Genomic DNA, 21,119 nt, shown 5'->3' on the forward strand with positions numbered 1-21,119 from the left:
ACCGAGTCCGGACTCGGTGGCGTGGCGGTCGAACTGATGAGCCCGGGCGCTGACAACGTCATCGGCGGCACGGGCGGTGACGCTGATGTGTCGCTTCAGACCACTTCCACGCTCAGCAATGGCTCCTACAGCTTCAAGGTTTACACCGCAGGCCGCTACTACGTGCGCCTGACGCCGCCTGCAGCCTACTCGCTCGCCAGCGGCAGTGTTGTCTCGACGGACAACGGCGTGAACAATGACAACAACGGCACGCAGCCTGCCGGTGCCGGCACGGCGGTGAGCAGCATGGTCTTCCAGCTCACCCCTGGCGGCGAGCCGGGCACCAGCGGAGTCAGCAACACGGAAAACACCATCGACTTCGGCCTGCGTGCCTGCCCGGCGGTCACCATCACACCGGCGACGCTCACGAATGCGATGAAGGGCAGCGCCTACAGCGCCACCTTCAGCGCTGCTGGTGGCAATTCGCCTTACAACTGGTCGGTTTCCGCCGGTGCGCTGCCGACAGGCCTCACCCTGGCCAGTTCCGGTATTCTGAGCGGCACGCCGACGGCAGTCCCGGCCACTTACAGCTTCACCGTGCGCTCGATTGATGCCTCAGGCTGTGTGGCGACGAAAGCGATGACGCTCGCGGTCGTGTGCCCCACGATCTCCCTTTCGCCGACGTCGCTGGCGTCGGTGGCCCAGGGAGCGGTGATCAACCAGACCTTCACCGCGAGCGGCGGCACTTCGCCTTACACCTTCAGCAATCCATCAGGCGCCATCCCGGCGGGCCTGACGCTTTCCTCCGGCGGTGTGCTGTCCGGCACGATCACCGGAAGCCCTGGCAGCTACAGCTTCGTGATCCGTGCCACCGATGCCAACGGCTGTTCGCTCGACACCACGATTCCGTGGACGATCACCTGCCCGACCATCGCCATCTCGCCAGCCACGCTGCCCGCCGCCACGCAATACGCGGCCTACACGCCGCGCACGCTCACGGCTTCCAGCGGCACCTCGCCTTATCAATGGAGCTACCTCGGTGCCCTGCCCACGGGCATGAATCTGAGCTCGGGTGGTGTGCTCAGCGGCACGCCTTCCAGCGCTCCGGGCACTTACAACGTGACCGTGACCGTCACCGATGCCAACGGCTGCCAAAGCTCCGCCGTGTATGCCGTCGTGGTGAACTGCCCGGCGATCACCATCACGCCGACGACCCTGCCAGGCGGCACGAAAAACGTGGTGTATGCCTCCCAGCAGCTCGCGGCCGCCGGTGGCACCGCGCCCTACATCTGGTCGCTGGCTTCCGGCACGCTTCCCGCCGGATTGACCTTCTCGAATGCGGGACTCATCTCCGGAACGCCCACTGGAACGCCCGGCAACTACGACTTCACCGTCCGTGCCACCGATGGCGTGAACTGCTCCGCGACGCAGCCTCTGCGCATCGTGATCGCATGTCCGGCGCTGTCCATCGGACCCGTTCCGCTGCCTTCCGCAGTGCAGTATGCGTCCTACAGCCGCACGCTGTCCGTCGGTGGCGGCACCGCGCCTTACACCTGGACTGTCAGCTCCGGAGTGCTGCCCACCGGCATGACCTTGAGCACCAGCGGTGTGCTCAGCGGCACTCCCACCGGCCTGGGCAGCAGCACCTTTGTGGTGAGGGCGACGGATGCGGAGAACTGCGTCGGCACCCAGTCCTACACCTTCACGGTGGACTATCCGCCGATCACCATCCTGCCGCCCACGCTGCCGAATGCGACTCGCCTCGTGCCCTACTTCCAGCAGGTCACCGCCAGCGGCGGCACTGCGCCATACACCTTCAGCAAACTCACGGGCAATCTGCCTTCCGGCATCACGATCTCCTCCACTGGCGTGATCTCCGGCACCACGACCTCCGCTCCGGGCGACTACAGCTTCACTGTGCAGGCGCTGGATGCCAATGGAGCGCCTGGAACTCAGCCCTACACGATCACCATCGTGTGTCCGGCCCTCGCCATCTCTCCTGACACGCTTTCTAGCGGTGTCGTCGGCACGGCTTACTCCGCTCCGTTGAGCGCCAGCGGCGGTGGTGCGCCTTATGTGTGGAGTGTGATCAGCGGCTCGCTGCCTCCGGGCCTCTCGCTCAGCTCCACAGGCATCCTCTCCGGCACGCCGACACAGGCGACGACGGCGTCCTTCACCGTGCAGGTCACGGATGCGTTCAATTGCGTGAACACCAAGCTCCACACGCTCGCGGTGAACTGCCCTGGCATCAGCATCACGCCGACGACACTGACGAGCGCCTACTACGGCACGCCTTACAGCCGCCAGTTCAGCGTCACCGGCGGCACCGGGCCTTACACCTGGTCCGTGATTGCCGGTTCGCCGCCTGCGGGCATCACCCTGTCGTCCTCCGGCCTGCTTTCCGGCACTTCCACCGTGTATGGCACCGCGGCGTTCACGATCCGCGTCACGGACGCCTATGGCTGCTCCTCCACGCAGTCGTGCTCGCTGCTGGTCAAAGGTCTCAGCCTCGGTGATCTCGTTTACGAAGACACGAACTTCAACGGCCTGCGGGATGTGGGCGAGCCGGGCATCAAGGATGTCACGGTCGAGCTCTGGGATCCAGGTGCGGACGGCCTCATCGGCGGCACCGGTCCAAACAGCGACCTCATGCTCCGCTCCGCCACCACCGGTGCTCTGGGTCAGTATCACTTCGACAACCTTCAGCCGGGCAAATTCTTCATGCGCGTGATCATGCCGTCGTCGCTGAACATCCGCGGTGGCAATCCGGTGGACCTCGACAACGGCATCGACAACGACAACAACGCCGCCTCCCAGCCGGATGGTCCGGGAACGGCGGTCTTCTCGCCAGTCGTCACTTTGGTCACCGGTGGAGAGCCGACGCTGGATGATGGTGATGCGGACACCGAGTACACCGTCGATTTCGGCCTCTTCCGCGGCATGAGCGTGGGCAATCTGGTGTGGCAGGACACCAACGACAACGGTCTCCGTGACGGCGGCGAGCCCGGCATCGAGAGCGTCACCGTGCAGCTCTGGTCCGCAGGCGCGGACGACCGCATCGGCGGCATCGACGACACGCTGCTGAAGACCACGCAGACCTCCGCCACGGGCGCGTATCTCTTCACCGCGCTGCCACCGGGGAATGTCTATGTGCGTATTCCAGCGCCGCCGCCCGCACAGCCGTTGTCCAGCAGCAGCACCGCCTTCACCGACAATGGCGTCGATAACGACGACAACGGCCATCAGGTGAACGCCGGCTCCGTTTACAGCCCGGTCATCGCCCTCAGCCCGGCCGACGAGCCCGGCACCGGCGGCGGCACGTATGAGGAGCTCACCATCGACTTCGGCTTCGTCAATCTGACGCCGAGCATCTACGTCTCCGCCACACAGGCGGACAGCATCCAGACCTTCAATGCCACGACCGGCTTGTATTCGGGATCACTCGTTCCGGCCTTTGGCAACAGCCAGAGCCAGGGCAATGCGGATTATGGCGACGTGCCTTACGCCATCGAACTCGGCCAGGATGGCCACTGGTATGTGGCGCACTACGGTGCCAGCAACATCCGCAAGATCAGCGCCGCTGGCGTGGATATGGGGCCGGTGCTCGACAACAGCACGGCCAGCGTCAGCCTCATCGCGCAGTTCACCATCGGCCCGGACGGCAACTTCTACGTGGTGGATGTGAACGGCGGCCGCATCGTGCGCTTCCAGGGCCCCACGGGCACGACGCCCGGCGCTCCGATCGGCACCGCGCCTTACACCTTCATCTCCCAGACCGGCATCGAGGACCTGAACTTCGGCCCGGATGGCAATCTCTACCTCGTGGTGCAGACCAGCGTGTTGCGCGAGGTCCGCCGCTACAACGCCACCACCGGCGAGTTCCTCAACACCATCGTCACCGACATCGAGCTGGTGGACATGGTGCCTGGAGGGCAGCCCATCGCGCTGATCTCCGGCATCGACATCGAAGGCAACGCGCTCTACGGCGTGAACCGCAGTGACGGTGAGATCTTCTCCGTCGATCTCACCACGCCCTCCGCCGCGGGCCTGCCGCAGCTCATCGCCACCATCTCCAGCGCGGGCAGGGGAGACGTGGACACGCGCGACATCGAATTCAATCCTGCGGACGGCCATTTGTACATCTCCGGTTATCACTGGGGCAAGCCGGTGAACCCGGGCACCTACATCAGCGGCGCCTTGCTGCGCGTGAATGTCGCCAGTGCGCCGAACGGCACAGTCAGCGTCCATGAAGTGCCGATCCCGCGTCCGCCGGGACCGAACAACGAAATCTGGGCGGGTCCGCGTGACCTCGCCATCGGCCGTCCGTTCGCACCGTTGCCGGATTCGGTCTCCATCGGCTCGCTGGTCTGGAATGATCTCGACGCAGACGGCATCCACGACGCGGATGAGCTCGGAATCTCCGGCGTGCGTGTCGAACTCTGGCGCGATCTCAACGGCAACTCCGCCGACGGTGCCGAAGTGCTCATCGGCTGGACTTACACCGACACGAACGGCCGCTACTACTTCTCCGGCCAGGCTCCCGGCGTGTATCAGGTGCAGATCCCCGAATCGAACTTCGTCGAAGGCCTGCCGCTCGCCGGCAGCGGCTACAGCAGCCCGATTTCCTCCATCCTTGATGATCAGATCGATGGTGATGACAGCGGTCGTCAGCCAGACGGGCCTAAAACGGTGGTGAAGAGCCCGCTCATCACCCTGACACCGGGCTCCGAGCCGCTGGGTGACGGTACCGCCGGCTCCGCAGAACATGGACGCGGCGGCGAAATCGACGATTACACTGTCGATGCCAATGGCGACATGACGATCGACTTCGGCTTCGTGGAGCCCGGCATCATGGGCATCGGCAACCTGGTGTTCGTGGACGCCAACGGCAACAACCGCTTCGACGTGGGCGAAGGCCGCGACGAGGCCGTGGTCGAGCTGTATCGCTGGGGCGATACCCCGGGCGTCACCCAGCCCGTGGGCACCACCGTCACGGCGGACGGCGGTCTCTTCCTCTTCAGCAATCTGTGGCAGGGCCAGTATTTCCTCCATCTGCCAGCGGCCCAGTTTGAATCCACCGGCAACCTGCGCGGTCTCTTCAGCCTTCCAGGTTACACCTCGGGTGATGATGACACGGGCGAGGACTCGCTCGACAGCGACGAGCCGTGGGTCACCGGCATCAGCAGCAGCATGGTCAATCTCGTGCGTGAGCAGGCGCCCACCGACGACGAAGGCGAGACCGGCTACGACAACTCCACCGACCTTGATGACTTCAACATCAACCTGACCGTGGACTTCGGCCTGTTCCGTCCGGTGGCCCTGGGGAACCTCGTCTTCGATGACATTGACTCCAGCGGCGGCTTTGACACTGGCGAAGGCCTGGCTGGAGTGCGTGTGGAGCTGTATTCTGACACCCAGTTCCCTGAGGTGGACAGTCCGCTGGCCTTCACCACCACCGACTCCGTCGGCCGCTACGGCTTCAACTTCCTCCGTCCAGGCAACTACATCGTCCACATCCCGTCCACTCAGTTCGCTTCCGGAGCGCCGCTCTATCAGCGCATCAGCATCCTCGAAGGCCTCGTGGGCGATGACGATGTTGGCGAGGATGGCGTGAACAATGGCGATCCAGCCGTGAACGGGGTCTCCTCCCTCGTCACCAGCCTCTTCCCGGGCAATGCGCCGACCGATGACAGCGGAGAAACCGGCTTCGAGGCCACCACGGACAATCAAATCGACGCTGCGGTCGATCTGACGATCGACTTCGGCTTCCAGACGCCGGTCGGTGTCGGCAATCTGGTTTACATCGACGGCAACGGCAACGGTTTCGCCGATGCGGGCGAGGGTGTCGATGGCGTCACGGTACAGTTGTATCGCGGCAACCAGACGCCGGGCTTCAGCCTGCCAGTCTTCACCGACATCACCAGCGATGGCGGGAAATACTTCTTCGGCTCCCTGCCGGCGGGTGAATACCGTCTGCACATCCCCGCCTCCGAATTCGAGGCAGGCCGCCCGCTCAACGGGCTGGCCTCGTCCACGGGTTCGAATCCGGTGGAGATCGCTCTGGATGACAACGTGCCGCAGAATGACGACGGCATTGATGATCCCACGCCGTTCCTCAATGGCATCAGCAGCGCTGTCTTTGCCCTGGAGGTGGATGGCTCGCCTGTCGCCGCCGATGGCGAGACGGGCACCGATGCTGATGCCGACACCTTCGATGACGACAACTTCAACCTCACCTTCGACTTCTCCTTCGCCCCGGCGAATCCGAACAGCGTCGGCGTCGGCAATCTCGTGTTCCTCGACCTGAACGGCAGCGGATTCCGCGATGAGGGCGAAGGCGTCGATGGCGTGAAGGTGCAGCTCTTTGATGCGGCGGCCGATCCGCTCAGTTCCACGCCGCTCGCGACGCAGATCACCAGCAATGGCGGTCTCTACCAGTTCAGCAACCTCACCTCCGGCGACTACAAGGTCTTCATCCCGCCGTCAGAATTCGCTCCTGGCAAACTCCTCGCAGGCTGGCATTCGATGCCTGGCGAAGGCGGGGATGATGGTGTGGACGATGACTTTGATGAAAACGGCAGCGACTCCGTCGATCCGGCCTCCACCGGCATCGTGTCGAATGTGTTCACGCTCATGCCGGATGAGGAACCCACCGACTCCCTCGGCGAGTTCGGCACGGCGGCCTACATCGACAACGTCAACGACGACAACACCGACCTCACCATCGACTTCGGCTTCTTCCGCTCCGTCGGCGTCGGCAATCTTGTCTTCATCGACTCGAACTACAACGGCCGCGCTGACGCTGGTGAAGGCATCGGTGGTGTGACCGTTGAACTCTATGCGGAGGGCATGGTGCCGCCGTTTGACGCCCCGCTGTCCACCACCGTCACCGCCGTGGATGGCACCTACCTGTTCAGCGATCTGCAGGCCGGCCGCTATTACATCCGCATTCCTTCCAGCCAGTTCGAGTTCGGCATGCCGCTTTATTTCCACGCCAGTGTGTCCGGCACGCAATCCGGCGACGACCACCTCGGCGAGGACGGTGTGGACAGTGGCAATCCTGCCGGCACCGGCATCGACACCGCCGTCTTCGAACTCACCGCAGTGAACGGGCCGACCGGCAGCCAGGAGGCGGGGCATCTCGGCTCCAGCGATGATTTGAACGACACTGCCGTCAATCTCACCATCGATCTTGGATTCGTGCCTCAGGTTTCCATCGGCAATCTGGTCTTCAACGACATGAACAACGATGGCATCTTCGATCCGAACGTCGAAAGTGGCATTGATGGCGTCACCGTCCAGCTCTGGCCGAATCTGGCCTCCGCCACCGAGCCGGTCGCCACCACGCCGACCTTCGGCGGCGGCCTCTACAATTTCAACGTGGCCCCGGGCATGTATCAGGTGCGCGTTCCTGCCTCGAACTTCGCCGAGGGCGGTGCGCTGGCCAATCTGGTGCCGTCGAAGCCGGTCAACACCACGACCACCACGGCTTCCTCGACCGCTGGAGACGACGATGTCGGCCAGGATGGCTACACCACCGGCTCCGTACTTGTCGAAGGTGTCCGCACCGCCTTCTTCACAGTCCTTCCCGGTCTCGCACCGGCGGCGGAGACGGATGAAACCGGCTATCTGTCTGAAATGGATGACTTCGCCGATGCGGACGTCGATCTCACTGTGGACCTCGGCTTCTCACCGAAACCGCTGAGCGTCGGCAACCTCGTCTTCCGCGATCTCGACGGCAACGGAGTCTATGACAACACCGACTACGGCGTCTCCGGCATCCAGGTGCAGTTGTACCGCCTCGGTGACGTTCCCGGCAGCAGCACTCCGGTGATGGAGACGATCACCGCCATCGACGGTTCCTTCCTTCTCAGCACCTATGAGGCCGGGGAGTACTTCATGCACATCCCAGCCTCCCAGTTCACCGGCACAGCCCTCGAAGGCGCCACCTCCGTCAATGGCTGGGGCGGTGACGACGGCACCGATGATGACCGCGGCGAAAATGGCATCGATGCCGCGAATCCGGCCGCCACCGGCATCAGCTCCATCGTCTTCGATCTCGCCTACGACTCGGAGGCCACTGGCGACACGACGGAGTCCGGCTTCCTGGCCGATGCCGACGAGTACAACGACAGCGATGTCGATCTGACCATCGACTTCGGCTTTGTCGGCGGCACGACACCGGAGCTCATGAGCATCGGCAATCTCGTCTTCTTCGATGCCAACAACAACGGCGTGGCCGACGCTGGCGAGGGCGTGCCCGGCGTCTGGATGCTGCTCTATGCCGGCGCTGGCAACGCGGGCTCCACCAGCTTCATCCGCAGCACTTACACAGGCGCTGACGGGCGCTATCTCTTCGACCATCTCAGCCCCGGCACCTACACCGTCCACGTCGCCGCGGACAACTTCAAAAACAACATCAGCATCAACGGCGGCACGCCCGGCAACGGCCCGCTCTACCAGAAGATCTCCCTGCGCGGTCATCAGTCCGGCTCCGGCGATGACAACATCGGCGAGGACGGCATGGATGTGCAGAATCCTGAGCAGGTCGGCACCACCGCACCACCTGTCACGCTCTTGGCCGGCGCTGCTCCCGCAGGCGCCGCCGAAAGCGGCATCATGGGCTCCGATGACAATGGCAAGGACAGCAGCGTCGATCTCACCATCGACTTCGGCTTCGCCACGCGCCTCGGCGTGGGCAATCTCGTGTTCCGTGACAACAACGCCGACGGCAAATACACCGCCGGTGCGGATGCGGGCATCCCTGGCATCACCGTGGAGCTCGTCCACTCGGATGGCAGTGCCAATGAGACCGTGATCGGATCCACCACGACCACCACGACCGGCGCTTACATCCTCTACGCACCGCCGGCGATCACGCCGCACACCTACAAGGTGCGCATTCCGGCCGCGCAGTTCACCGCCTCCGGCAGGCTGGCCTTCCTCGTGCCGAGCGTGCTCAGCACTTCTGGCAACGACGACGATCTGAATCAGAACGCGCAGCCTGCCACCAGCCCCGAGACCACCGGCGTCGTCACCGCCGCCTATTCCGCAGGCGCTGGCACGCAGCCGACCGATGCCGATGGCCGCGAGACCGGGTTCGACAAGACCAGCGACAATGCGGACGACGCCAACATCAACCTCACCTTCGACTTCGGCCTCAAACCGAAGGCCATCATGGTGGGCAACCTCGTCTTCCGCGATGTGAACGACAACGGCACCTTTGAGTCCGGCATCGACCTGCCTGTGCCGAACGTCACCGTCCGCCTCTTCCAGCAGTCGCAGGCGGTCACCGCAACCCCTGTCTCGGAGGCCGTGACCTCGGCCAACGGCACCTACATGCTCTACGCCACCTCGGCTGCGGCCTACTACGTCCACATTCCGAAAGAGATGTTCGCCACGGGTGCTCCGCTCGCAGGCCTGAACTCCGTCATCGGCCTCGGCAATGTCACGCTTACCACCAACGCCAACACCAATCTCGACGATCGTTACGACGAAAATGGTGCTGATCCGTCCCTCCCTGCGGTGACGGGTGTCTCCTCGGGCATAATCAATCTCGGTTATGGCACCATGCCGGTGAACACCGGCGTCACCTCGACCTACGGTGAAAACGGTTTTGAATCCTTCATGGACGACACCGCCGACTCCTCCGGCATCATGACCATCGATTTCGGCTTCAGTGTGTTGGGGCTTGGACTGGGCCTTCCTCTCGCCCAGCACGAGACGCGTGATCTGGCCACCTCTCCAGCCGTCTCTTCTCCTGCGGCCACCTTTGCCACCTGGCAGTCACAGTCCGCGCTGGCGTCCCAGAACAGCGCCACCGATGACCCCGATGCCGACGGCCTCACGAACCTGCTCGAATACGCGCTCGGCACACCCGCTGCCAGCGGCGTGCAGACCAGCCGCTTCCGCCTCGAAGTCAATGCCGCCTCGGGCGCGGTGGACGCGTTGCTGACACGGGCCGCCGGCGAGCAGCGGGACCTTCGCTATGTCCTCGAAGGCAGCACCGATCTCGCCACGTGGTCGTCGCTCGCCATCACGCCTGCGGTGCAGCCGAATGCCGATCAGACCGCCACACTGCGCTTCCGTTCGCTCACCACGCCGTTCGTCCGGGTCAAAGTCCTGCTCGATGCTGATCTCGACGGCACCGCTGAAGCCACCGCCTTCACGTCAGTGCAGGGCTTGACCCAACGCGAGTTCGCCGTGGGCAAACAGACCCTGTCCATGCCGCTCCAACGTCCTGCGGCCTTCATCGGCCGTGTTTCCAGCGTCGATGGCGTCCAGATCACGCTTCCCGTCGCGCTTACGCTGCCTGCCGTGCCGCATTACCTCGAAGTGCTCGATGGTTCGCTCGCCGGTCGCACTTTTGAAATCACTTCCAGCCTCAAACTCGACGCTTATGCCGCCCTCGCCGGTGCTCGTGTCGCCATTCGTCCGCACTGGACGCTCGGTGGCCTGCTTCCGGCCGGGAACTTCCAATCCGGAGCCACAGCGGACGAGTCTGACCGCGCTTTGTTCTTCGATTCCGCCGCGAACAGCTTCCAGACACTCGTCATCGCCGATCCTGAGGCCGCCCCGCGCATCATCCAGCCGCAGGAAGGGCTGCTGGTGCAGATCCGCAGCACGCCAGTCAGCATCGTCCTGCTCGGCGAGGTGCGCGTCAATGCGCTCGCCCTTCCGCAAGCCGCCGGCACCCGCCTCATCGGCACCGGACTCGCCACAACGCGCTCGCCGGGCTCGCAATCACACGCCGCCGGTTCCCGTCTCCGCCTGTGGCGTGGCGATGCCGATCCTGCGGCCGCCAGTTACCAGAACTACCTGCTGAATGAGCAGGATCGCTGGATCGACGAGGCCACCGGTGTCGATGTCACCACGCAGCCGCTGTTCGATCCGTTCCGCGCCTTCTTCCTCGTGCGTCCGTGACCGCGTCTTGACGAATCGCGGCGGGTGCGCGACAAGCCACGCGCATGAGCTGCCCATCGCGCCTTCGTCTTCCCTCGCTGCTCGTCCTGGTCTTCGTTTCGTCCTGCCTCAGCAGTTGCGTCTTCCCACGCGACGGCGGTGTGGTCGGCCGTGCGGGGAAAAGGTTCTTCACCCACCAGGTGCCCACCGCCGCCCGCTTCGTCCACGGTCGGGCCATGAACCTCATCCGCGGCGACTCCTCGCGCGGCAGCTTCTGGTATGCCGATGACATGCGCGGGAAGCCCTCCGTCGTGATCAATCTGGGCGAGCAGATGGTCTATCTCTTCAAAGGCGGCGAACTCGCCGGCGGCTCGCCGATTTCCTCCGGCTCAGAAGGCTACGACACCCTTCCTGGCAGCTACCGCACCCTGGAAAAGGACATCGACCACAAATCCTCCATCTACGGCGACTACGAGGACTTCGACGGCAATGTGATCTGGCAGAACATCGACAACCGCAAAGACCCGCGCCCGCCCGGCACGCGGTTCGAAGGGGCCAAGATGTACTACTTCATGCGCATTTACGGCGGCGTCGGCATGCACCAGGGCTATCTGCCCGGCTACCCCGCCTCCCACGGCTGCATCCGCCTCCCCGGACACATGGCCGAAAAATTCTACCACGAAGTCCACATCGGCACGCCCGTGAAGGTCGTGCCGTGATGCCACAACGGGGCGCGGCGGAGAAGCAGACCCCGTCGCTCTCGCTGTTCAGAGTTTTCCTGTGGGGCCTTTGCCCGGCATTTTGTCCGAGAAAACGGATTGCCAAAGTCAGGCTCTCTCGGGTAAAAACCTCCGAAATGAAACCCGCCGCCCGTTTCCTGAGGCTCGCCACACTCGTCGTGAGTTTCGGCGTGACCTCGCTTTCGGCACAGACCAGCGATCCTGTGGACGAACCAGCCGGTTCCACAGGTGGCCCTGTGTATGGCGGGACGCTGGCCATCAGCAGCCCCACCTGGTCTGGTGGCAACACGCTCGTGACAGGTCTCGCGCTCGCGCCGGACGCCACTCTTTGGGCACCCGTCAATTTTTCCGGCGTGAGCCTCGCGAATGGCAGCATCGTCCCCGCCATGGCCGGGGGCTACACCGGTGCCACCGTTGTTGCCAACCCGACGACCTCCACCAACCTGGTGGGCGGTGGCAGCACCGCCACATGGTTCGGAGGAGATCGTACCCTCACCACGAATGTCCTTTCCACCAGCGGTTCGACCCTGACCCTGTCGTCGGGCAACACCAACGCTACCATCTCGTTGGGGGCTTGGACGGGTGCCACGCTGACCACAGGCGTTGACAACTCAACCAACGTCCTTTCCACCAGCGGCTCCACTCTGACCTTGGCTTCAGGCACAACCGCCATTCCCGCCACGTCGGGAGCCTCCACCGGCGCCACGTTGACGATCACAGGCTCGACAACCCCGACGAACGTCCTGATCAACGGTGGTGCCGGCACATTGACCCTCGCCAACTCCACGAACACCACGTCGTCCTCAGGGTCGCTGGTGCTAGGCTCTCCGGTCATCATCAATGGCATCAATTCCACCGCAGGGACCCTGACGCTGTCGCAGACTGGGGCCTCGGCCTTGACCGGCGGCACGGTGCTGGTCACCACGCAGAACATCGCCGCTGGCGGCACCCTCTCCCGGCCCCTGACCATCTCCAGTGGCACGGTTTCGCTGCAAAACGCCACCACGCTCAACAGCAGCCTCCAATTGCAGAACAACGCCACCCTCAGCGTCAATCTCGGCAACGGCGCGGCTGGCTCCGGTGGCAGCATCACCGTCGCTGGCGACGTGGTCCTCAGCGGCAACCTGGCCGTGGCAGCCCCTGCGAACCTTCCCGTCGGCTCGTCATTCGTCATCCTCAACAAGACCAGCGCGGGCATCATCGCCGGGAGGTTTTCCGGACAGCCTCAGGGCAGCATCATCAGCCTCAGCGGCAACGACTTCGTCATCAGCTACACCGGCGGCGATGGCAATGACGTGACCCTCACCGCCCTTTCCAAGGCCCAGGCATGGAGGCAGGCGCACTTCGGCACCGTCGAGGAGACCGGTGCCGCTGCGGACACGGCTGATGCGGATGCCGACGGCATTCCAAACCTCATCGAGCGCGCCTGCCTTCTCGATCCCGCCGCCAGCAGCACCCTGCCCGTGAGCACCGCCCGTTCCGGAGCCAGTCTCGAATACAACTATCAGCGCAGTGTCGCGGCCGTGAACGCGGGCGACCTCTTCACTGTGGAATGGAGCGATTCCCTCACCGCCGCCACCTGGAGCAGCATCGGTGTCACCCAGGAGGTGCAGAGCGACGACGGCACCATCCAAATCGTCAAAGCCACTGTCCCTGCTGGCAGCAAAGGTCAGCGCTTCATCCGCCTCAAGATCACGCCCGCCCCGTGATTGGCGGACGCCTGTCATCCCGGTGGAGGCGAATGAATGGATGAGGACACGAGTCAGATGGGGCCAGCCTCTCCAGAGGTGACAGTGACAGCCGGGTTCCTTTCGCTCGTCAGCCTGCATTCTGCCCACCTATTCAGAGCACGCAGTCATCGGCAGACGTTGGAGTCCAGCCTTCAGGCGACCCGAACGTCTCCCAGCCTGCGGATCGGCTGAAAGCCTGGACTCCAACTCCGAAGAGACGCACACTGTCTTTGTCAGCTCCCGCCAGGAACCTGCGCGGGAACTCAGCGCCAACGGCGCGGCATTCCTCAGCCCAGGGGTGAAACCCTGGTTGTGCAAGATGCCACCGTGCATACCGAGTTCGGTGAAGCCCTGAAAGGGCGAAACTCGTCTCAGGATGGCCTTGGCGAATGGAGGGTGGCAGCGGGAGCACAGTGTCGAGTGCCGCCCTTGCAGGGCTGGGTTTCATCCCCTCCTGCCGACCGCTCACGAAACCCAGGATTTCATCCTGGGCTCAGGAGTTCCGCGCCGTTGGCGCTCCTACAGCGAACATCATTGCTGAACTCCCACCGCTACCGCTTTGCTTTGTTCGCGATGGCTTTGTAGTAGCTCTCAATCGCGGCGCGGTATTCGGGGGCGGCTTCGCTGCGGGTGGCTTCGGTGAGGTCGTCGGCCATCTTTTGCGGCAGGTGGCCCCAGTCGCCGTTCACCAGCACGGTGATCTGGCCCAGCACGCCGTCCTTGAGCTGCGTGGCCTGATTGCCGCCCTCGGCGGATTGCGCCTGGGTGTTTTGATTCTGCTGCTGATTCTGCGCCATCTGCTGGGAAGGCTTGGAGCCGGGCGTCTGGCCGTTGTTGCGGGAGTCGGCCATGCTCTGCTGCTGGGCCTGCTGCGCGTCGTTGAGGGAGTTCTGCGCCTGTTGTTGCTGTCCCTGGCCCTGCTGCTGTTGCTGCTGGCCGTTTTGAGCCTGCTGCTGGCCGCCCTGCATCGGATGAAGCTGGGCATCGAGCTGATCCAGCGCCTGGGCGAGCATCTGGCCCTGCAATTGTTCGAGAGGCGAGGCGAGCATGGGCGGCGAGGTCGCGCTGGCGGTCGCTTCGGCGGCTTTCGCGGCCTGGGCGGCGCTGGCCTGGCTCTGCTGCGCGGCCTGGGCGTTCGGTTGTGGATTCGCCTGTTGGGCCTCGGCCTGTTGACCGGCCTGCTGGAGCTGGTTGCTGGCCTGCGCGATCTGCTGCGCGGCCTCTTTCTGCCCAAGACGCTGCTGGTGGCGTGACACGCGGGCGAGGTCATTGGCCGCCTGCTTCTGCGCCATGCCATTCTGCACGGCCTGCTGCGTTTCCTTGGAGACAGCCTGCTCCGCCTGCTGCGCGGTGCCCTTCGCCGTTTCCGCCAGCGCCTTCTGCATGGAAGGATTCTTTGGCAATTCCTTCTCCAAGGCCTCCAGAACGGCCTGCGGGTTCTGCTTCGCATCCTGCGCCATCTGCGCGAGCTGCTGCGCACGCTCATAGGCCTCGTCCAAAGGCTCCTGCACGCCGAGTTCCTGCTCCATCTGCTGCATGGCGGCCTTTTCGGCGTCGGTGAGTTCCTGGCCCTGCTCCATCTTCTCGATGTTCTGGGCGAGCTGCTGCAAGGCCTGCGCGGTCTGCTGCTGCGCATCGGCCGCGGCCTGCAGATTCTGGGCCTGTGGCTGGCTTTGGGTGGCCTGGGCGGCCTGTTTGAGGTTCTGCGCGATCTGCGGCGACTTCTGCTGCATCTGCGCCAGTGCCACATCCGCCACGCGGGCCATCGCGGCATCCGGCTTCTTCGCCAGATCGGCCGCATTGGCCTCCTGACGCAGCGCTGCCTGCAAGGCTTCCATCTTCTCCGCATTTTCGGCGGCTTCAGGTCGCAGCTCCTGCGCCTTCTGCGCCACCTGATCGACAGGTTTCTCGGCTTTCGCCTCATTCGCGGCGGTTTGGGTCTCCTGCTGCGTCGTTTTCAAGTCCTCGGCCACGCGTTTCATCATCTCGCTGACTTCCGGGGTCATCGCGGCCAGTTGGGCGCGTGCGGCGTCGATTTGCGGCTGCAACTGCTCCGCGAGTTGATTTGCCTTCATCTGCGCATCCGCCGTGGCCTGCTGGGCGGGCTGGTTGTTCAATTCCTGACCCGCTTGTTGCTGCGCGGCCTGTTGCGCGAGCTGCTTGTTCTGCTCCGCCGCGTTGCGTGACGCATCGCTGGCCTGTTGCGCGACCTGACGCAGGTTGTTCGCGGCCTGTGGATCGGTCTTCTGCATTTCCTCAGCAAGACGGGCGCGATTGATCTTCTCCGGGAGCTGCTGGAGGGCCTCGGCGGCGGCTTTAGCCTGCGCGGCGGTCTGTGTCAGATCCTGCTGATTCTGAGGACGCATGGCCTCTGCCTGCACGGACTCCAACGCCTGCGCGGCTTCCTGTGCCAGCGCGTCCGCCTCCAGCGCACGGGTGGCCTGGGCGAGCTGCGTGGCCTGGTCCTTCACTTGCTGCATGGCCTTCTGGGCCTCGGAAGGCGGTGCGTTCGACTTGCGGGCCTTTTCTGCTTCTTCTTGCGAGGGAAGGGGAAGCTGGCGGGCCTCCGCCGTCTGCCGGGCGAGTTCATCGGCGGCACGGCTGGCGCGGTTCATGTCGAGCGCGGCCTGATTGTTCGTCAGCTGGTTCTGCTCCCGCAATTCCGCCTGGTCCTGGAGCTGTTTCGCAGCCTGGGCGAGCTGCTGCTGCGCTTTTTCGGCCGGCGTCATGCCATCGCGGTCGTTGCGTTTGTTCTGACGCGGATCACGCGCGGCATTCTCCGCCACGGCGAGCGTGTTCTTCGCTTCTTCGAGCTTCGCGAGCGCGGGATTCTCCTGGCGGGCGAGCTGTTCACGCCGTTGCGTGGCCTCGTTCGCCAGTTGTTCGGCGATGTTGCGTGAAACATCCGCCGCCTGCTGCAAACGACCGCGCAGGTTGTCCGACGCGCCATAAAGATGCTCCGGACTCTTCGTCTGGTCCGCCTTGTCGAGGCTGCTGGCGAGATCGTTCGAGGTGTCGTCGAGCTGGCGGTTCGCGTTTTCGATCTGGCCACGGTAACGGCCGCGCTGCGTGTCATCGATCTGCTGCATGTCCTTTTGCAGCGTCTTGGTCTGCGCCATGAGCGCGCGCTGCTGCTCCTGCCACTTCGGCCGCTGGTCGGCGTCACGATTCGCCTGCAAGGCGTTCTCCGTGAGCATGCGTGACTGCCGCTGCAACTGCTGCGCCTCCTGCGCGGCGATCTTCGCCGTGGTCTCGCCGGCGAAGGCGCGTGCGGCGTCGGCGATCATGTTTGCCTGGCTGTGCGCCTCATGGGCGGCCTTCTTGATCGTCTCGGGGTTTTCAATCGCATCCGCGTTGAGCTTTTCCATCTCGGCGATGTTCTCGCGGCGCATCTGCGCGAGGCGTTCGCCCAGGAGCTGCGTCTCCGACGCGTCGAGCTGGTTCGGCGCGTCGCGTGCGGCGTCTTTGAGGGCCTTCCAGAGATCATCCGCCTGCGCCTTGACCTGCTCAAACTTCTCCTGGGCGCTGGCGAGCGCGTTCTCGGCCTCGTTTTTGGCGGCATTGGGGTCTTTGCGGGCGTTCTTCTCCGTCTTCCGCACTTTCTCGATGTCCTTCACCAGCTCGCGAGTCTGCTCGTTGAGCCGTTCGGCCTTCTGGGCCAGCCGGCGTTGGGATTCCGCCCAGTCACGCTGACGTGGATCGATGGTCTGTTCGAGGACGATCACGCGCACGGGCGGCGATTCGGCCTTCTGTCCCTTCAGATCGATGGCGATGAGCTTCACGAGCAGGGCGTCGCCCGTTTTAACCCCGAGCGGTGCCAGCGGAATGAGGCTCTGCACTGGCGCTTCTTTCGCCGCCTTCGTGACCTGCACTTCACGCTCGCTCCAATCGGCGCCATTGATCGCGTGGGCGATCTTCACGGCGCTGAGGCCGACATCGTCGGAGGTGATGCCCGCCAGACGCACGGCCTCGTCAGGCAGCAGTTCGATTTGTTCCGCCGGCTCGTTGATTTGCGCGAGAGGCGGCAGGTCTGGAATCGTGGTGATGCGCCACGGGGTGCTCTCGTCGTTGGTGAAGCCGCTTTCCTCCGACTTCAGCGCGATCTGCCACGACGCGTGCTCAGCCTTGATGGCGATGTCGGCGGTGAGCAGCCCGTTCGCGTCGGTTCCGGCGGCCACCTTGGTCTTTTCCGGCAGGTCTGGATTCAAAAAGACATCGCTCTCTGTGACGGGCTGGTTGGTCTTGAGCGCGAGCCTGATGGTGGAGCCGTCGAGCGCTTCGAGATCGCCGTGATCCTCGGTCACCTGGGTTTCCTTGGCTCCGGTGTAGGCCGGTGGAACGATGGTTTTGATGAATTCCGTCACGCGTGGCCGTGCGCGGGCGCTGAGCGTGCGCCATGGGCTGATGGCGTCACCCGCATGGATGCGATAACGGACGTCCGCCTGTCCGACGGGCAGCACGCCTTCGAAACGGGTGGTGCCGACGGCGGAGAGTTCGTTGCGGCGTGGCTTCGAGCCTTCGGTTTGCAGTTCGAGCGTGGCCACGTCCGGCATCGGGCCTTCCGTTTCGATGACCAGCGGCACTTCAGAACCAATCGGGGCGAGCGCATCTGCCTTCGCAGGCTCCAGGATGCGGATTTTCACTGACGCAGGACGTTCCAGGTTCGCGAAGGGCAGGGCAGCGCGGGCCAGGAAGCCGGCCATGTGCAACCCAGGCACCAGGAAGAGAACCAGCACCAGCACAACCACAGCGCCGACGCCGATGAACCACGGTTTGAGCGCCCGCGTGGGCAGCTTTGCCTTCCAGTCGATGCCCTCGACGGCAGCGGCGACATCGTCCTGAAGCTTTTCACGGAACTCGATGGAGTCCTTCACGCTCGCACCATCATGCGGGTCGGCGAGCTCGACCGCAGCGAGAAGGCGCTCATGCAGCGCGGGTTCGACGGTCTCGATGAGTTTCGCCGCGCCTTCTTTGCCCTTGGATTGAGCGATGAAGCGCCAGGCGAGCCGCCATGCGGCATAGACGGCGCCACCATAGACGGCCAGCGTGAGCCACGGGCGCAAGCCGTCCGGCATGAACCACGCACGATCGAGCAACGCGATCAGCGTGAATGCGGCAAGGGCCACGACAGCGCCAGCGAGCAGCGCACGGGCTTGCAGCAGGAACTGTCGGCGCAGACGGAAGCGTTCGAGAGCTTCGTGCGTGGCGGGGCGTAGGGCGAGGTTCATGAAGTGAGGGGGCTTAACGCGGCTCAGAGGAGCATGTTTTCCGTCGCAGGAAAGATGTCAGCGATGCAAAAAACTTACTTTGTGGAGTCTTGGGATTGGCATAAATATCAGCTAAACCGTCCCGATTTCAGAACGCTGAAACCCGATTCGTTGTGGAAAATTCAGAAAAGACATCGCTCCACCCCTTTGCACCTGCGCCTGAGCCATCAGGGGTGGAACGGCTGAATCCCTTCGTGGACGATGTCTGTGCGGGTCCGTTTGGAGTGGCTGAGAATCGCTCGGTGCCCGGCCTGAACGCCGACATTCTGGAACAACTGACCACCTGCGTGGATGAACGGCAGAAGAGCGTGGGTCGTGCGGGCGGGCAGCCGCTGCTGCTGCTGACCGCTCCTCGTGCCGGCTATGGCAAGACGCATCTGCTGGGGCGTCTGGCGGCAGCCGCAGGCGGGCAGGTGGTGCTGGTGCCGCTGGCGTTTCGGCTGGAGGACCAGATCGGCATCTCGGCAGTGGCCGTGCGTGGATTGGAGTCGATGGCACGTGCGGAGACCGGGCGCGACGGCTGGACCAAGCTGCGTGAGGCCTGCGCCGGCGTTTGCGCGGCGCTGGTGCGGCGTTTGATCGAGACCGACTCGCTGCCTTGCGCGAATAAGGACCAGGCGCTGCGCGTGCTGAGCGGCGATCCGGTAGAGGTTTTCGATGAAAGGGGCAGCGCACGCCTGATCGGCGACTGGGTGCGGCGTTTTGAGGCCCAACTGCGCAAGCCGATGACCGAGCAGGCAATGAAGCGCGTGCCGGCGATCCCTGCGGCGCTCGAAGCGTGGGTGGGCGCGATGCTGAATCACGCTCTTGATGGAGCGATGTCGGAAATGGCTGTGTTGCGAACCCTCGCGGCAGATGAATCGAATGAGGGGCCGGTCACGTGGCTGCGTCTGCTGGGCCTGTGGCGTCCCGTGGTGCTGCTGGTGGATCACCTGGATGCTTATTATCGCAATCCCGAGGCAGGTCTGCGCATCGCCTCGCTGCTGCTCGACATGTCGGAGATGGATGGCGTGAACGTGGTGCTCAGCCTGAACCAGGATGTGTGGCAGGCGACGTTTGGTCATCATTTGCCCAGTGCCATGGAGGACCGCCTGACCGCGTCGCAGATGCTGCTGCGTGGCATTGGTGAAAAGGAGGCCGCCATGCTGCTGCGTCTGCGCCTGCAAAACGCGGGCGTGGAGGGTGACGAACTGCGCGACTTCGAGGCTTTCATGGATGTGAAGCGCTACTTCCTCGGCCGGCCGCTCGGTTCCGTGTCTGCGCGCACCTTTTTGCGTCATGCGGCGAAGCAGTGGGACTTTTTCCATCAAACCTTGTCCGCGCCGCCTGAACCGGCACCCATCGAGCCGCTCAAGGCTCAGCCGGAGGACCCGGGCGTCCTGCCGCTGATGACGGAAACCGTTTTCGACAACGAAACGCCGGAGGATGTGGCCATTTTCGATGCCGGCACCACTGCTGACGTGAAGCGCATGGCCGAAGGTCTTGCCGAGCCGCAGCCTGCGCTGCCGCAGCAGTCCGAAGCACCGCTGATGGCGGTGAATGGCCATCATCTGCCTCCGCCGAGTCCTGCATCGGTCGAATTGCCGCCGCCCGTGGCCGGCGAAAGCATCGCGCCCGCGCAAACGCCATTCTCACCGAGTTCGGCGAGCGCCTTTGAAAACCTGCGGGAGATGCTCGGCAGGCTGCGGCAGCCCAACGTTCCTGCTCCCGTGTCTGCACAGGCAGTTGAACCAGGTTCGCATGCGGTCGCCGCGCGACTGGCCACAGTGATGAGCACCGCGACGCCGGTGGCGGCCCCCGTCTTCTCCGCCGCACAGGCGTCCCCTGCAGCAGTCGTCGCGGCAGATCCTGAGCGTGATGCCTTGCTCGGCCGCTACGAGGCGCTGCGCATGCAAATGTCCGCGGAGGCGGTGTCCCTGCCGCTCGATTACACGAAGCTGGCCGAATTGATCCGACTCGCCGGCCGCCGTTTTCCCCTGGTTCGTTTCAGCGAGCACGAACTGCCCGGCATGACCGGTCGTTACGCGATGTGCTGGTCGCTTCAGGGCATGGAGATCGTGTTCGGGCTCGCGAACTTCGCCGACAGCTCCTACTGGCGCACGCTGGCGGGCTTTGCGGCGGGGCGTCTGGCTGAACTGGACGTGAACGCGGTCGAAGGAGCGCCCAAGCTCAAGATCGCCACCTTCAAAACCGATCGTGAGCAGCAAAGCTGGGCCATCCTGCAGCACAGCACGGCAATCCCCGAGGTGCTGCGCCCGCATGTCGATGTGATCCACCTCGACACCAACAGCGTGGCCTCGCTGTATGCGATGCAACGCATCATCAAGGAGTCTGAATCCGGTGCCCTGCAGGCCGCTCCGGCGCAGGTGATGAGTGTGCTGGCGCGTGAGCTCGATTTCTTCTGGAAGCGTGTGACACGCGCCGCCTGAAACGGCCGGGAGCCGCTGGAAGGTGGTCGCAAGGATCATGCTCACGTGGCAGATCGGATAGCCGCAGGTGCA

General features: G+C 64.2%; 6 protein-coding genes. 5 read left to right on the top strand and 1 reads right to left on the bottom strand.

The genetic code is table 11. From position 1 onward, the window contains the following. Positions 1 to 21 precede the first annotated feature (21 nt). The 3 genes from IAE77_RS21630 (at position 22) to IAE77_RS21640 (ending at position 13,330) form a co-directional block, all read left to right on the top strand. Positions 22 to 10,902 (top strand): SdrD B-like domain-containing protein, encoded by a 10,881-nt coding sequence (locus IAE77_RS21630; RefSeq protein ID WP_294231262.1) that lies wholly within the window; start codon positions 22 to 24, stop codon positions 10,900 to 10,902. Positions 10,903 to 10,946: 44 nt separating this feature from the next. Further along, positions 10,947 to 11,600, top strand: a complete 654-nt coding sequence (locus IAE77_RS21635) for a L,D-transpeptidase family protein (protein WP_294231264.1) — start codon at positions 10,947 to 10,949, stop codon at positions 11,598 to 11,600. 137 nt (positions 11,601 to 11,737) lie between these two features. Next, positions 11,738 to 13,330 (top strand): hypothetical protein, encoded by a 1,593-nt coding sequence (locus tag IAE77_RS21640; protein WP_294231266.1) that lies wholly within the window; start codon positions 11,738 to 11,740, stop codon positions 13,328 to 13,330. Positions 13,331 to 13,902: 572 nt separating this feature from the next. On the opposite strand, the gene IAE77_RS21645 is transcribed toward IAE77_RS21640, so the two are convergent. Continuing rightward, complete coding sequence (locus tag IAE77_RS21645) at positions 13,903 to 18,579, bottom strand: hypothetical protein (protein ID WP_294231268.1); 4,677 nt, start codon at positions 18,577 to 18,579, stop codon at positions 13,903 to 13,905. A 33-nt stretch (positions 18,580 to 18,612) separates the two neighbouring features. Between IAE77_RS21645 and IAE77_RS21650 the strand changes: the two genes are divergently transcribed. Together IAE77_RS21650 and IAE77_RS21655 are read left to right on the top strand one after the other, a co-directional pair. Further along, on the top strand, positions 18,613 to 18,804 hold the full coding sequence (locus IAE77_RS21650; protein WP_294231270.1) for a hypothetical protein: 192 nt from the start codon (positions 18,613 to 18,615) through the stop codon (positions 18,802 to 18,804). 8 nt (positions 18,805 to 18,812) lie between these two features. After that, positions 18,813 to 21,047, top strand: a complete 2,235-nt coding sequence (locus IAE77_RS21655) for a hypothetical protein (RefSeq protein ID WP_294231272.1) — start codon at positions 18,813 to 18,815, stop codon at positions 21,045 to 21,047. Positions 21,048 to 21,119 lie beyond the last annotated feature (72 nt).

This window comes from Prosthecobacter sp., assembly GCF_014879935.1.
Taxonomy (GTDB): Bacteria; Verrucomicrobiota; Verrucomicrobiia; order Verrucomicrobiales; family Verrucomicrobiaceae; genus Prosthecobacter.

Bases quoted from the DNA above. Each gene is read 5' to 3' on its own strand.
- IAE77_RS21650 (WP_294231270.1), top strand. From the start codon at position 18,613: ATGTTTTCCGTCGCAGGAAAGATGTCAGCGATGCAAAAAACTTACTTT.
- IAE77_RS21635 (WP_294231264.1), top strand. From the start codon at position 10,947: ATGAGCTGCCCATCGCGCCTTCGTCTTCCCTCGCTGCTCGTCCTGGTC.
- IAE77_RS21645 (WP_294231268.1), bottom strand. From the start codon at position 18,579: ATGAACCTCGCCCTACGCCCCGCCACGCACGAAGCTCTCGAACGCTTC.
- IAE77_RS21640 (WP_294231266.1), top strand. From the start codon at position 11,738: ATGAAACCCGCCGCCCGTTTCCTGAGGCTCGCCACACTCGTCGTGAGT.